Here is a 12,990-nt window from a genome sequence, read left to right as displayed (position 1 = left end):
CGGTCCGGAGTCAGCCCAGCATGCGCTTGAGCAGGTCCCGCAGCAGGACCCGCTCGGCCGGGGAGAGCCCGGCCAGGGGTTCCCGCGCGAAGCCCAGCGACTCGCGCAGCTCCTCCGCGGTCCGCAGGCCGTCCTCGGTGGGGGCGGCCATCTTCACCCGGCGGTCGGCCGGGTCCGGGCGGCGTTCGACCAGGCCACGGCCCTCCAGGCGGTCCACGATGCCCGTCACGTTCGACGGCTCGCACTTGAGCCGTTCGGCGATCTTGCGCATCGGGAGCGGCTCCAGGGACAGCAGTCCGAGCAGCTTGGCCTGGGCGCCGGTGAGCTGGTGGCCGGCGGCCGCGTGCTCGTACTCCTCGTGGTAGCGGGCCACGACGGCGCCGATCAGGTCGACGACTTCGAGGGTGACGGGGTCCATCCGGCTCGTGCTCATGCCACCAGGGTACCCGTTTGCTTGACAACATGAAATATCCAGGGGCATGGTTGTTTCACGACCTGAAGTAATTCACGGATCTGGAGCTTCCTCATGTCCGAGCTTTCCCCCGCGCTTCCCGCCGTCAGCCGCGAATGGCACCTCGTTTCCCGCCCGCAGGGCTGGCCGACCCCCGCCGACTTCGCCCTCCGCGAGGTCCCGGTCGAAGAGCCCGCCGCGGGCCGGATCCTGGTGCGCAACCTGCACATGTCGGTGGACCCCTACATGCGCGGCCGGATGAACGACGCGAAGTCCTACATCCCGCCCTTCCAGCTGGACCGCCCCATGGACGGCGGCGCGGTCGGCGAGGTCGTGGCCTCCGCCGCCGAGGGCTTCCGGGTCGGTGACCACGTGCTGCACCAGCTCGGCTGGCGCGAGTACGCCGAGGTGGACGCCAAGCACGCGGTCAAGGTCGACGGGTCGATCGCCCCGCTCTCCGCCTACCTGGGCGTACTGGGCATGCCGGGCCTGACCGCCTACGCCGGCCTCTTCGAGACCGCCTCCTTCAAGGAGGGCGACGCCGTGTTCGTGTCCGGCGCCGCCGGCGCGGTCGGCAGCCTGGTCGGCCAGTTCGCGAAGATCAAGGGCGCCTCGCGGGTCATCGGCTCCGCCGGCTCCGACGAGAAGGTCGGGCTGCTCACCGGGAAGTACGGCTTCGACGCCGCCTTCAACTACAAGGCGGGCCCCGTCGCCGAGCAGCTCCGCGCCGCCGCCCCCGAGGGCATCGACGTCTACTTCGACAACGTCGGCGGGGACCACCTCGAAGCCGCCATCGGATCCCTCAACCTGCACGGCCGCGCCACCCTCTGCGGCGCGATCGCCCAGTACAACGACACCGAGGCGGCCCCCGGCCCGCGCAACCTGGTCGCCGTGATCGGCAAGCGCCTCCGCCTCCAGGGAATCCTGGTGAGCGACCACTACGGAATCCAGGAGCGCTTCGTGAAGGACGTGGCCGGCTGGCTGCGCTCCGGCGAGCTGCGCTACGACGAGACGGTCGTCGAGGGCATCGAGAACGGCGTCGACGCCTTCCTCGGCATGCTGCGCGGCGAGAACACCGGAAAGATGATCGTTTCTTTCACCGGTTAGTCTCTCTGTACACCGTCACGACCGTGGGCGCGAGTCGGGGCGACTACCAGGAGGATCTTCTTACATGTCCATCCAGCAGTCCGACGTCCTGTACACCGCCGTCGCCACCGCGGAGAACGGCCGTGACGGCCGCGTCGCCTCGAACGACGGCCAGCTCGACGTCGTCGTGAACCCGCCGAAGGAGATGGGCGGCAGCGGCGCCGGCACCAACCCGGAGCAGCTGTTCGCCGCCGGCTACAGCGCCTGCTTCCAGGGCGCCCTCGGTGTCGTCGCCCGCAACGAGAACGCCGACATCTCCGGCGCCACCGTGACCGCCGAGGTCGGCATCGGCAAGAACGACGAGGGCTTCGGCATCATCGTCAAGATCGTCGCCTCCATCCCGACCGTGGACCAGGAGCGCGCCAAGGACCTCGTCGAGAAGGCCCACCAGGTGTGCCCCTACTCCAAGGCCACCCGCGGCAACATCACCGTCGAGCTCGCCGTCGCCTGACCCGGCGCCCGTCAGCCTGACGTAGCAAGTCCGTGACAAGGCCGCACCCTCCTCCGGGAGGGTGCGGCCTTCGCCGTAAGCTGCGGACATGCGTGATTTCGGTGGGGGGTTCGGCTATCTGCTGGCCGGACAGAAGTGGGTGTTCCGGCACGGCCGGTGGTTCGGATTCGGGCTGCTGCCCGGTCTGGTGGCCCTGGTCCTGTACGCCGGGGCACTCGTCGGCCTCGGGACGGTCGCCGACGACCTGGTCTCCTGGGCCACGCCCTTCGCCGACGACTGGTCCTCGCCCTGGCTGGGCCTGTTCCGCGGTTCCCTGACCGCCCTGGTCTTCGGCCTCGGCCTGTTCCTCGCGGTGATCACCTTCACCGCCGTGACGCTGCTGATCGGCGAACCGTTCTACGAGTCCCTGTCCGAGCAGGTCGAGCGCAGCGAGGGAGGCGAGGTCCCCGAGTCCGGCCGCTCGCTGGTCCAGGAGCTGTGGATCTCGCTCAGGGACAGCCTGCGGGTGCTCCTGCGGGTGCTCTTCTACGGCATCCTGCTCTTCGCCGCCGGTTTCATCCCCGTGGTCGGCCAGACCGTGGTCCCGGTCATCGGCTTCGGCGTCTCCGGCTTCTTCCTCGCCCTGGAACTCACCGCCGTCGCCCTGCAGCGGCGTGACATCGACCTGGACCGGCGGATGGCCCTGCTCCGGGCCCGGCGCGGCCTGGCGCTCGGCTTCGGCGTGCCGCTGGTGCTGGCCTTCCTGGTGCCCCTGGTCGCGGTCTTCCTGATGCCGGGCGCGGTGGCCGGCGCCACCCTCCTGGTCCGGGACCTGCTCCCGGCCGAGCCGACCGCGGACGACCCCGACGAGGACCCGGAGCGCGACGCGGACCCCGGCTCCGGAGCGGGCTCCGGCCACGGCCCCGCGTACGGTTCGGGCCCCGCCCACGGTTCCGGCCCGGCCACGGACCGGGGTCCGGGCCCGACCGGCCCGTACGCCCCCGCCCCGGCCCCCGGCTTCGGCCCCCCGCCGCCGTCCTTCTAGGCGGCATCACCGCCCCGGGCCGCCTCCCGGACCTCGCGCCGCTTCCCGTCCGGGAAGCGGCGCAGCACCACCGCCGGGTCGTTCTCGCCGAGCGCCAGCTGCTGCTCCATCAGCCGGAAGTACGGGCTGATCAGCTCGGTGCTCACGCCCTGCCCCTCAGCCGTGCGCTGCAGCGTGCGGGTCGCCGCCACCTGCATCTCCAGGTTGGAGTCCTCCGACCGCCTCAGGCGATGCCCACGGTGTAGGCGGCGCGGTAGCCGCTGCCGTCCGGGGCGAGGGCCAGGGTCATGGCGGCGCCCGAGGAGCGGTACCGGCCGTCGCGGCCGTTGGGGTCCTGCGGGGCCTTCCGGCGCGCGTAGGGCTCGCGCGCGTACACCTGCCGCAGGACGTCCTCGGGCAGGTAGAACACCGAGGTGGTCTCGCTGCGGCTGTCCGGCCGCACCTTGAAGTGGATGTGCGGGGCCAGGCCCGCGTACCAGCCGGGCACGATCGTCTCGATCACGCACCGGCCGTCCGCGCCGGTGACCTGGGTGCCGCGCAGGTGGGTGGCGCGGCCGGTGGAGTACTCGCCCTGGGCGTCCGCCTGCCAGACGTCGACGGTGGCGCCGGAGAGCGGCCGGCAGCCGGACTTCACCCCCACCACCGTCAGCTCCAGCCGGAGCGGCACCCCGGCCTGGCCCTCGGTGATGTCGGACCGGAGCTTGCCCGGACCCGAGTAGTACGGGCCTGGGCTCGCCGAGGTGACCAGGACGCAGGCCGGGGTCGGGCCGGCGGGGCCGGTGGCGGCGGCACGGTCTTCCGCGGGGCGGGCGCAGGCCGAGGCCAGCGCGGCGATCCCGGCCGACCCGGCGGCCAGCAGGACCGTCCGGCGGGTGGTCCGGGGGGTGCCGTTCTCGGTCATGCGCCCCACCGTGCCGCAGCCGTGCGGCGGGCGCGCAGACCGACACGGCGCTCCGCGCCCGGATCACCCGGTCACCGGGATCGCCCGATCGCCCGGATCCCCCCGTCTCACCGGTCACCCGGATCAGGGCCGGTCCGTGCCCTCCGGCCCCCGCAGCAGGTGCAGGAACGCCCGGAAGGCCGCGGGCATGTCCACCGCCTCCGGGTCCAGCAGCCACTGGTACTGGAGGCCGTCCATCACCGCCGTCAGCAGCGGGGCCGCCGCCTCGGGGGTGAGGCCGGAGGGCAGCCGGTCGCCGAACTCGGCGCGCAGCACCACCGCCATCTCCGCCCGCACCTGGGCGTACCGGTCGGTGAAGAACGCCCGCGCCGGATGGCCTACCGTCACGCTCTCGCCGAGCAGCGCCGAGAAGGTCTGCACGATGCCCGGCCGCATCGCGTTGTAGTCCACCAGCGAGGCCAGCAGGTCCAGCCGCCACTGCCCGGCCGAGGTGCGCGCACCGCCGCCGGTGTCCCACCGGTCGCGTTCCTCCAGGACCGAGACCAGCAGCGCCTCCTTGGTCGGGAAGTAGTGCAGCAGGCCCTGCTGGGTGAGGCCCACCCGCTCGGCGACCGTGTTCAGGGACGCGCCCCGGTACCCGCGCTCCGCGATCACCTCGAGGGCCGCCCGGACGATCTCGTCCCGCCGTTCCTCGCTCCTCGCCCTGGCCATCGCCCCGGCGCCCCTTCCGTTCGTCCTCGTCAGGAGGACCGTACGGCATCAGACGAGCGTGACGGCCCCAAAAAATCACGAATGGATTACGAACCCTACCGTTCTACAGGTAATCGGGTCCACGATGGGCGCGATCGCCCCCCGTACCGCCCGCACCGACGAGGAGGCCCGGCCGATGACCGACGCCGACCACACGCCCGACGCCCGGATGACCGACGCCCGGATGACCGACGCCGACCGGATCCGCGAGGACCGAGTGGAAGCCGCGCTCGGCAAGCTCGACCTCGACACGAAGACCCGGCTGCTGGCCGGCCAGGACATGTGGACCCTGCCCGCGATCCCGGAGATCGGCCTGGGTTCGCTGGTCATGTCCGACGGCCCGATCGGCGTCCGCGGAGTCCGCTGGACCGCCGACGACCCGTCGGTGGCCCTGCCCTCTCCGACCGCGCTCGCCGCCTCCTGGGACCCGGAGGCCGCCCGCCGGGCCGGCCGGCTGCTCGCCCAGGAGGCCCGCCGCAAGGGCGTGCACGTCCTCCTCGCCCCCACCGTCAACCTGCACCGTTCACCGCTCGGCGGCCGCCACTTCGAGTGCTACTCCGAGGACCCCCTCCTCACCGGGGCGATCGGCACCGGCTACGTCACCGGCGTCCAGGAAGGCGGAGTGGGCACCACCGTCAAGCACTTCGTCGGCAACGACGCCGAGACCGAGCGGTTCACCGTCGACAACCGCATCGAGGACCGCCCGCTCCGCGAGCTCTACCTGGCCCCCTTCGAGGCGATCGTCAAGGACGCCCGCCCCTGGGGCGTGATGACCGCCTACAACCGGGTCAACGGCACGACCATGAGCGAGCACCGGCACCTCGTCAAGGAGGTGCTGCGCGGGGAGTGGGGCTTCGACGGCGCCAACGTCTCCGACTGGATGGCCGCCCGCTCCACCACCGGCTGCATCCTCGGCGGACTGGACCTGGCCATGCCCGGCCCGCAGACCGTCTACGGGCCCGCCCTCGCCGAGGCCGTCCGCGCCGGGGAGGTGCCCGAGGCCGCCGTCGACGCGGCCGTGCGCAACGTGCTGCGGCTCGCCGCCCGGGTGGGCGTACTGGACGGCGCCCCCGCCGTGGTGACCGAACCCCCCGAGCCGGTCGACGGGCAGGCCCTGGCCCGCGAGACGGCCGTCCGCGGCTTCGTGCTGGTCCGCAACGAGGGCGGCGCCCTCCCGCTACCCGCCACCGACGGTCTTGCCATCGCCCTGCTCGGCGCCGCCGCCCGGGACGCCCGCGTGCTCGGCGGGGGTTCCGCCACCGTCTTCCCCGAACGGATCGTCTCCCCGCTCGACGGACTCACCGCGGCCCTCCCGCCCGGCTCCCTCCACTACGCCGTCGGCGCCGACCCCAGTGACGAACTCACCGCCGCCGACCAGGGCTTCGAGCTCCGCGCCGTCTGCCGCGACGCCTCGGGCGCCGTCCTCGGCGAAGGCAGTCTGCCCACCGGCCAGGTCCAGTGGATCGGCGACGACCTGCCCGCCGGAGCCACCTACGAGACCATGGCGTCCATCGAGGTCACCGGCACCTTCACCGCGCGCGAGACCGGCGAACACGCCTTCGGCACCCGCGGACTGGGCGCCTTCGCCCTCGCCGTGGACGGCGAGACCCTCTGGGAGGGCGTCCAGCCGATGGGCGACGAGGCCGACCCCTTCGAGGCGTTCTTCGGCGCGCCCAGCGAACGCGGCCGGGTCACCCTGGCGGCGGGCCGCACGGTGCCGGTCTCGCTCCTCTTCCAGGTGCCCGACGTCAGCACCCTGCCGCTCAAGGCCGTCATGTTCTCGCTGCTCCACCTCGGCCCGCGCCGGGACCCCGACGAGCTGATCGCCGAAGCGGTGGAGGCCGCCCGTGCCGCCGACACCGCCGTCGTGGTGGTCGCCACCACCGAGCGGGTGGAGTCCGAGGGCTTCGACCGCAAGGACCTGGAACTGCCGGGCCGCCAGAACGACCTGGTCCGGGCCGTCGCCGCGGTCAACCCGAACACGGTGGTGGTGGTCAACGCGGGCTCGCCGGTGGAACTGCCCTGGCGCGAGGAGGTCGCCGCCGTACTACTCACCTGGTTCCCGGGCCAGGAGGGCGGGGCCGCGCTGGCCGACGTCCTGTTCGGCGCCGCGGAGCCGGGCGGACGACTGCCCACCACCTGGCCCGCCGTACTCGCCGACGCGCCCGTCACCGAGGTGGTCCCGGCGGACGGCCGGCTGGAGTACCGCGAGGGGGTCTTCATCGGCTACGCGGCGTACGAGGAGGCCGGTGCCGAGCCCGCGTACGCCTTCGGGCACGGGCTGGGTTACACCGACTGGCGGTACGAGTCGCTGGAGGTGACCGCCGGCACCGGGGGCCCCGGCGCCACGGTCCGGGTGCGGCTGACGAACACCGGCACCCGGTCCGGCCGCGAGGTGGTCCAGGTCTACCTCGCGCCCGCCGGCGGGAGCGCCGACGGCCACGGCCGCCCGGCGGGCCGGCTGGCCGGCTTCGCGGCCGTCGAGGCCGGGCCCGGAGAGAGCGTCGAGGCCGAGGTCGCGCTGCCCGGCCGGGCCTTCGAGATCTGGGACGAGGGGGCCGGCGACTGGCGGCGGATCGGCGGGGCGTACCAGGTCCGGGCGAGCCACTCGTACGCGGACACCCGCCTGACGGCCACGCTCCACATCTGAGTCCCCGTCGGCCGGCCGACGCGCCCGGCCGGCCGGACGTCCCCTGGACCGGACCGGGGGCGGCACCTGACAGCCGCCCCCGGTCCACCCGCCTCCGGTGCCGGTCGGGTCGGCAGGTCGGCAGGCCGTCGGGCCGTCGGGCCGTCAGGTCGGCGGGTCGTCAGATCGGCGGCTCGGGCGCGGTCACCTGGCGGTGCGCCAGTTCGGCGAGCCGCGCCTGCCCGTTCTTCCCCGGGTGGAACCAGTCCCACCGGCTCAACTGCTCGACCGAGAAGGGGTACTGGAACACCGCGCCCCCGTCGTAGCGGCACAGCTCGTCCTTCGCGCACACCTCGCGCAGCGCCTGGTTGTACGCCACCACGCGGGCCCGGACCTGCTCCCGCCGGGCCACCGCCGCCGGGGCCGTCGACTCGGCCTTGGCCAGCATCGAGGGGCAGATGCCCAGCTTCCAGATCTGCCGGCCCAGCGGGCTGTCCTTGCCCGTCTCCCACAGGCGCAGCAGGTCCGGCACGCTGGAGACGTACACCTGGGACTTCGGCGAGGTGCGCCGCAGTTCCGCCAGGCCCTTCTCGAAGCCGGCCCGGAACTCCGTCACCGGGGTCATCGCCGAAGCCGTCGGACGGCAGGCGTCGTTCGACCCGACCATCACCGTGACCAGGTCCGGGCGGTGCCCGGCGGCGGCCGAGAGCTGGCCCGGCAGGTCCGCCATCCGGGAGCCCGTGGCCGCGTAGTTCCAGCTCCGGGCGGGCGCCGCAGTGCTGCCCAGCAGCCGGCTCGCCAGGGACTGCACCTCCGGGTCGTTGCCGGTGGCCCAGGACGCCTCCGGGCAGTCCGCGAGGACCGAACAGGCATCGAAACCACGGGTGATGGAGTCACCCACAGCGGCGATGGACGCGGGGGAGGTGTTCCAGCGCGGGGTCGGCTTCGGGGAGGGCCGGGCCGAGTGCCCCGCGCCCGGTCGCTCCGGCCCGTCGTCCCCCGCCGTGCAACCGCCCAGCGTCCCCACCAGGAGAACTGCCGCGGCCGACGCGGCCGCCAGAGCGCTCCGCGTGCACCGGCGCCCGTGCATGGTGTGCATCGCGCGCTTCCCTCCCTCGTCGCCCCTGGTCCGTCCGGGACGTCCCGCCGGGTGAAAGCTCTGTGTTTCCCCGGCCCAGGACCGACCGTACGTCACCGCGGGACCCCCGCCGCACGGTAGCTTTTTCCCGTGGCGTTTCGGCCGCGGGGCCCGTAACGCAATGTCTGATCGTTTCCGGTAAATTACATCACGTCACAAACTGTCCGTTTTCAGGAGTTTCTTCCCGACCTCGTCCCACACTGGAGGTCCCGGTGACGACACGTGGAGTTCTGTACGTGCATTCCGCACCGCGTGCGCTCTGCCCGCATGTGGAATGGGCGGTCGCGGGCGTGCTCGGGGTGCGGGTGAACCTCGACTGGATCAGGCAGCCCGCCTCCCCGGGCACCTGGAGAGCCGAGTTCTCCTGGCAGGCCGAACCAGGGACCGCCTCGAAGCTCGCCTCCGCCCTCCGCGGCTGGCACCTGCTGCGCTTCGAGGTCACCGCCGAGCCCTGCGCCACCGCCGAGGGCGAGCGCTACAGCTCCACCCCCGAGCTGGGCATCTTCCACGCCGTCACCGGAATGCACGGGGACATCCTGATCCCGGAGGACCGGCTGCGCGCCGCCCTCGCCCGCGCCGCGCGCGGCGAGACCGAGCTGGAGGCGGAGATCGCCAGGCTGCTCGGCAAGCCCTGGGACGACGAACTGGAGCCCTTCCGCTACGCCGGCGAGGGCGCCCCGGTCCGCTGGCTCCACCAGGTGGTCTAACGACCCGCCCATGCACAAGGCCCACCCGGATCCCGGGTGGGCCTTTGCGTGCCGGTTGCGGTGTTCGAAGCGACGAACACCGCAACCATCAATTGAGGAAGTCCCGCGTCGAGCAACCACGTCCGCGAGAGCGGCGCCGGTTTAGGCGCACTAGACGGTCCGGAACGCCAGCGTCACATTGTGGCCGCCGAAGCCGAAGGAGTTGTTGATCGCGGCGATGGTGCCGTCGGCCGGCAGCTTGCGCGGCTCGCCGACCACGATGTCCGCGTCGATGTCCTCGTCCAGCTCGTCGATGTTGATCGTCGGCGGGGCGATCCGGTGGTACAGCGCCAGCACGGTCGCGACGGTCTCGATACCGCCCGCGCCGCCCAGCAGGTGACCGGTCATCGACTTGGTGGCGGAGACCGCCACGTGGTCGAGGTCGTCGCCGAGCACCTTGCGCAGCGCCTTGATCTCCGCGGAGTCACCCTGCGGGGTGGAGGTGGCGTGCGCGTTGACGTGCACCAGCTCGGCCGGCTTCAGCCCGGTGTTGTCGAGCAGGTTCTGCACGGCGGTCGCGACACCGCGACCGGTCGGCTCGGGCTGCGCGATGTGGTGCGAGTCGGCCGAGAGGCCCTGGCCCAGCACCTCGCAGTAGACGCGGGCGCCACGGCGGGCGGCGTGCTCGGCGGACTCCAGCACCACGACGCCCGCGCCCTCGCCGAGGACGAAGCCGTCGCGGCCCTTGTCGTAGGGGCGGGAGGCCTTGGTGGGCTCCTCGTTGTTCTTGGACATCGCCATCATGTTGGCGAACGCCGCGATCGGCAGCGGGTGGATCGCCGCCTCGGTGCCGCCGGCGACGACCACGTCGGCCCGGCCGGTACGGATCATCTCGACGGCGTAACCGATGGCCTCGGCGCCCGACGCGCAGGCGCTGACCGGGGTGTGCACGCCCGCCTGGGCGTTCACCTCCAGGCCTACGTTGGCGGAGGGGCCGTTCGGCATGAGCATGGGGACGGTGTGCGGGGAGACCCGGCGCACACCCTTTTCCTTCAGTACGTCGTACTGGTCGAGCAGGGTGGTGACGCCGCCGATACCGGAGGCGATCACGGTGCCCAGGCGCTCCGGGGCGATGGACGCGTCCTCGCCCGCGGGGGCGGTGTAGCCGGCGTCGGCCCACGCCTCCCTGGCCGCGATCAGCGCGAACTGCGCCGAGCGGTCCAACTTGCGGGCCAGCGGCCGGGGCAGGACCTCGCTCGGGTCCACGGCGGCCGGCGCGGCGATGCGGACCGGGAGCTCCGCGAAGCGCTCGCCCTCCAGGGGCTTCACTCCGGAGCGGCCGGCGAGCAGACCTTCCCAGGTCGAAGCGCTGTCGCCACCCAGCGGAGTGGTTGCGCCGATACCGGTGACGACCACGGTGCGATTGGTCGGGCTCACAGGAATTCTTTCTCCACGTGTCGAGGGTGCTGAATTGTTCGGCCACCGCCAGGTGGCGACAAACGCTGCTTCGGGCTCAGCCCTGGTGCTTGAGGATGTAGGCCGCGGCGTCGCCGACGGTCTTCAGGTTCTTGACGTCCTCGTCGGGGATCTTGACGTCGAAGCGCTCCTCGGCGGCGACGACGACCTCGACCATGGACAGGGAGTCGACGTCCAGGTCGTCGGTGAAGGACTTGTCGATCTCGACGTCCTCGACCGGGATGCCGGCGATCTCGTTGACGATGTCCGCGAGGCCCGCGACGATCTCTTCCTGGGTGGCGGCCATGTGGCGCTCCTTCTGTAGCTGTCTGAATGGGTGTCGGGCGGGGAGTGATCCCCGGCCCTAGGGGAGGGTAACGACCGTGGCGGCGTAGACGAGCCCCGCCCCGAAGCCGATGACGAGTGCGGTGTCGCCGCTCTTCGCCGCCCCGGTCGCCAGGAGCCGCTCCATGGCGAGCGGAATCGAGGCGGCCGAGGTGTTGCCGGTGGTTTCCACGTCACGGGCGACCGTGACGTGTTCCGGCAGCTTCAGAGTCTTCACCATCGAGTCGATGATCCGCATGTTCGCCTGGTGCGGAATGAAGACGTCCAGGTCATCCGCGGTGATCCCGGCCGCGTCGAGCGCCTGCTGGGCCACCTTGGCCATCTCGAAGACGGCCCAGCGGAACACCGCCTGGCCCTCCTGCGTGATGGCCGGGAACTTCTCACCGGCCGAGTCACCGCGGTACTGGTCCCACGGCACGGTCTGCTTGATGGTCTCGGACTTGTCGCCCTCCGAACCCCACACGGTGGGGCCGATGGCCGGCTCGTCCGAGGGGCCGACGACCACGGCGCCGGCGCCGTCGCCGAACAGGAAGGCCGTCGCGCGGTCCTCCAGGTCGGTCAGGTCCGACAGCCGCTCCACGCCGATGACGAGGACGTACTGTGCGGAACCCTCGACGACGAGGCCCTTGGCCAGCGTCAGGCCGTAGCCGAAGCCGGCACAGCCCGCCGAGATGTCGAACGCGGCGGGCTTGTGCGCGCCGATCCGGTCGGCGATCTCGGTCGCCACGGCCGGGGTCTGCTTGAAGTGCGAGACCGTCGAGACGATCACGGCACCGATCTGCTCGGGCGACACGCCGGCGTCGGCCAGGGCCTTGCCCGAGGCCTCGACCGACATCGCGGCCACCGTCTCCTCGGGCGAGGCCCAGTGACGGGTCTGGATGCCGCTGCGGGAGCGGATCCACTCGTCGGAGGAGTCGATCTTCTCCAGGATCACGTCGTTGGGCACCACCCGGGTCGGGCGGTAACCGCCGACGCCGAGGATGCGTGCGTAAGGGGAGCCCTTGGCAGGCTTGATCTTCGACATGCGGTGTGGGGCTCCTTCTCTCAGGCCGAGGTTCCGGCAGCGAGCTCCTTGGCCTTCGCGAGGTCGTCCGGGGTCTTCAGGGCCACCGAGGGGACGCCCTTGAGGGCCCGCTTGGCCAGACCCGTCAGGGTGCCGCCGGGGCACAGCTCGATGATCCCGGTGACGCCGAGCCCGGCGAACCGCTCCATGCACAGGTCCCAGCGGACCGGGTTGGCGACCTGGCCGACCAGGCGGGCGACGACGTCGGCACCCGTGGCGACGGCGGCGCCGTCCTTGTTGGAGACGTAGGTGACGGTCGGGTCGGCGGGGGTGAGGGCGCGAGCGGCCTCCTCCAGCCGGGCCACCGCCGGGGCCATGTGGTGCGTGTGGAAGGCGCCCGCGACCTTGAGGGCGACGACCTTCATGGCGCCCTCGGGCTTGTCCGCCTCCAGGGCGGCCAGCTGCTCCAGGGTGCCGGCGGCCACGATCTGGCCCGCGCCGTTGATGTTGGCCGGGGTCAGCCCCAGCTTCTCCAGGTGCGCCACGACGACGTCCTGGTCCCCGCCGAGGACGGCGGACATCCCGGTGGGGGTGACCGTTGCGGCCTCCGCCATGCCCAGCCCGCGGGTGCGCACGAAGGACAGCGCCTCGGACTCGTCCAGCACGCCCGCCACCGCGGCGGCCGTGATCTCGCCGACGCTGTGGCCGGCGACCGCGCCGGGCACGATGCCGTCGAGCTGCGCCGCGGCCAGCAGGCCGGCGGCCACCAGCAGCGGCTGCGCCACCGCGGTGTCGCGGATCTCGTCCGCGTCGGCCTTGGTGCCGTAGTGGGCGAGATCGAGACCGATGGCGTCGGACCAGGCGGCGACGCGTTCGGCGGCGCCGGGCAGGTCGAGCCAGGGGGTCAGGAAGCCGGGCGTCTGAGCGCCTTGGCCGGGAGCGACGAGTACGAGCACCCTCACACTCTCTCTTGTGTTCGGTCCGCCCCGCCCGTGGGGACAGGGACGAAGA

Annotated in this window: 14 protein-coding genes; 5 read left to right on the top strand and 9 right to left on the bottom strand. The window is 72.5% G+C overall.

Annotated elements, in window-relative coordinates:
* Positions 1-10 precede the first annotated feature (10 nt).
* Positions 11-433 carry a MarR family winged helix-turn-helix transcriptional regulator gene (locus AC067U_RS07580; RefSeq protein ID WP_478828703.1) on the bottom strand — a complete coding sequence of 141 codons (423 nt, stop codon included), beginning with the start codon at positions 431-433 and terminating at the stop codon, positions 11-13.
* A 93-nt stretch (positions 434-526) separates the two neighbouring features.
* Between AC067U_RS07580 and AC067U_RS07575 the strand changes: the two genes are divergently transcribed.
* The 3 genes from AC067U_RS07575 to AC067U_RS07565 all read left to right on the top strand — a co-directional run bounded on the left by AC067U_RS07575 (position 527) and on the right by AC067U_RS07565 (position 3,072).
* Entirely contained in the window at positions 527-1,558 is a 1,032-nt protein-coding gene (locus AC067U_RS07575; protein ID WP_478828702.1) for an NADP-dependent oxidoreductase, read from the top strand.
* A 64-nt stretch (positions 1,559-1,622) separates the two neighbouring features.
* A complete protein-coding gene (locus tag AC067U_RS07570) occupies positions 1,623-2,048 on the top strand; it encodes an organic hydroperoxide resistance protein (protein WP_478828701.1) in 426 nt (141 codons plus the stop codon).
* A gap of 88 nt (positions 2,049-2,136) precedes the next feature.
* Entirely contained in the window at positions 2,137-3,072 is a 936-nt protein-coding gene (locus AC067U_RS07565) for an EI24 domain-containing protein (RefSeq protein WP_478828700.1), read from the top strand.
* On the opposite strand, the gene AC067U_RS07560 is transcribed toward AC067U_RS07565, so the two are convergent.
* From AC067U_RS07560 to AC067U_RS07550, 3 genes are all read right to left on the bottom strand, one after another.
* Positions 3,069-3,218, bottom strand: a complete 150-nt coding sequence (locus AC067U_RS07560; RefSeq protein ID WP_478828699.1) for a hypothetical protein — start codon at positions 3,216-3,218, stop codon at positions 3,069-3,071. The two genes, AC067U_RS07565 and AC067U_RS07560, sit on opposite strands and share 4 nt — an antisense overlap.
* 77 nt (positions 3,219-3,295) lie before the next feature.
* Complete coding sequence (locus tag AC067U_RS07555) at positions 3,296-3,973, bottom strand: dioxygenase family protein (RefSeq protein ID WP_478828698.1); 678 nt, start codon at positions 3,971-3,973, stop codon at positions 3,296-3,298.
* 123 nt (positions 3,974-4,096) lie between these two features.
* The gene (locus tag AC067U_RS07550) at positions 4,097-4,684 is read right to left on the bottom strand and encodes a TetR/AcrR family transcriptional regulator (protein WP_478828697.1); all 588 of its coding nucleotides are present in this window, start codon (positions 4,682-4,684) and stop codon (positions 4,097-4,099) included.
* 208 nt (positions 4,685-4,892) lie between these two features.
* Between AC067U_RS07550 and AC067U_RS07545 the strand changes: the two genes are divergently transcribed.
* The gene (locus tag AC067U_RS07545; RefSeq protein ID WP_478828941.1) at positions 4,893-7,373 is read left to right on the top strand and encodes a glycoside hydrolase family 3 protein; all 2,481 of its coding nucleotides are present in this window, start codon (positions 4,893-4,895) and stop codon (positions 7,371-7,373) included.
* A gap of 160 nt (positions 7,374-7,533) precedes the next feature.
* On the opposite strand, the gene AC067U_RS07540 is transcribed toward AC067U_RS07545, so the two are convergent.
* Positions 7,534-8,451 (bottom strand): SGNH/GDSL hydrolase family protein, encoded by a 918-nt coding sequence (locus AC067U_RS07540; protein WP_478828696.1) that lies wholly within the window; start codon positions 8,449-8,451, stop codon positions 7,534-7,536.
* Between the two features lie 251 nt (positions 8,452-8,702).
* Here AC067U_RS07540 and AC067U_RS07535 point away from each other — a divergent pair, with 251 nt between their 5' ends.
* Entirely contained in the window at positions 8,703-9,197 is a 495-nt protein-coding gene (locus AC067U_RS07535) for a DUF3145 domain-containing protein (protein WP_478828695.1), read from the top strand.
* A gap of 150 nt (positions 9,198-9,347) precedes the next feature.
* On the opposite strand, the gene fabF is transcribed toward AC067U_RS07535, so the two are convergent.
* From fabF to AC067U_RS07515, 4 genes are all read right to left on the bottom strand, one after another.
* Entirely contained in the window at positions 9,348-10,613 is a 1,266-nt protein-coding gene (gene fabF / locus AC067U_RS07530; protein WP_478828694.1) for a beta-ketoacyl-ACP synthase II, read from the bottom strand.
* Between the two features lie 76 nt (positions 10,614-10,689).
* Entirely contained in the window at positions 10,690-10,938 is a 249-nt protein-coding gene (locus AC067U_RS07525; RefSeq protein ID WP_478828693.1) for an acyl carrier protein, read from the bottom strand.
* Between the two features lie 57 nt (positions 10,939-10,995).
* On the bottom strand, positions 10,996-12,000 hold the full coding sequence (locus AC067U_RS07520; protein ID WP_478828692.1) for a beta-ketoacyl-ACP synthase 3: 1,005 nt from the start codon (positions 11,998-12,000) through the stop codon (positions 10,996-10,998).
* Between the two features lie 20 nt (positions 12,001-12,020).
* The gene (locus AC067U_RS07515) at positions 12,021-12,935 is read right to left on the bottom strand and encodes an ACP S-malonyltransferase (protein WP_478828691.1); all 915 of its coding nucleotides are present in this window, start codon (positions 12,933-12,935) and stop codon (positions 12,021-12,023) included.
* Between the last annotated feature and the right edge of the window lie 55 nt (positions 12,936-12,990).

The sequence above is a fragment of the Streptomyces sp. NPDC043853 genome (genome assembly GCF_056436025.1).
Note: the sequence above shows the minus strand (reverse complement) of the source record. Positions and strands in the feature narration are given on the sequence as shown.

Bases quoted from the DNA above. Each gene is read 5' to 3' on its own strand.
- AC067U_RS07520 (WP_478828692.1), bottom strand. From the start codon at position 12,000: ATGTCGAAGATCAAGCCTGCCAAGGGCTCCCCTTACGCACGCATCCTC.
- AC067U_RS07555 (WP_478828698.1), bottom strand. From the start codon at position 3,973: ATGACCGAGAACGGCACCCCCCGGACCACCCGCCGGACGGTCCTGCTG.
- AC067U_RS07575 (WP_478828702.1), top strand. From the start codon at position 527: ATGTCCGAGCTTTCCCCCGCGCTTCCCGCCGTCAGCCGCGAATGGCAC.
- AC067U_RS07550 (WP_478828697.1), bottom strand. From the start codon at position 4,684: ATGGCCAGGGCGAGGAGCGAGGAACGGCGGGACGAGATCGTCCGGGCG.
- AC067U_RS07580 (WP_478828703.1), bottom strand. From the start codon at position 433: ATGAGCACGAGCCGGATGGACCCCGTCACCCTCGAAGTCGTCGACCTG.
- AC067U_RS07525 (WP_478828693.1), bottom strand. From the start codon at position 10,938: ATGGCCGCCACCCAGGAAGAGATCGTCGCGGGCCTCGCGGACATCGTC.
- AC067U_RS07545 (WP_478828941.1), top strand. From the start codon at position 4,893: ATGACCGACGCCCGGATGACCGACGCCGACCGGATCCGCGAGGACCGA.
- AC067U_RS07570 (WP_478828701.1), top strand. From the start codon at position 1,623: ATGTCCATCCAGCAGTCCGACGTCCTGTACACCGCCGTCGCCACCGCG.
- AC067U_RS07565 (WP_478828700.1), top strand. From the start codon at position 2,137: ATGCGTGATTTCGGTGGGGGGTTCGGCTATCTGCTGGCCGGACAGAAG.
- AC067U_RS07540 (WP_478828696.1), bottom strand. From the start codon at position 8,451: ATGCACACCATGCACGGGCGCCGGTGCACGCGGAGCGCTCTGGCGGCC.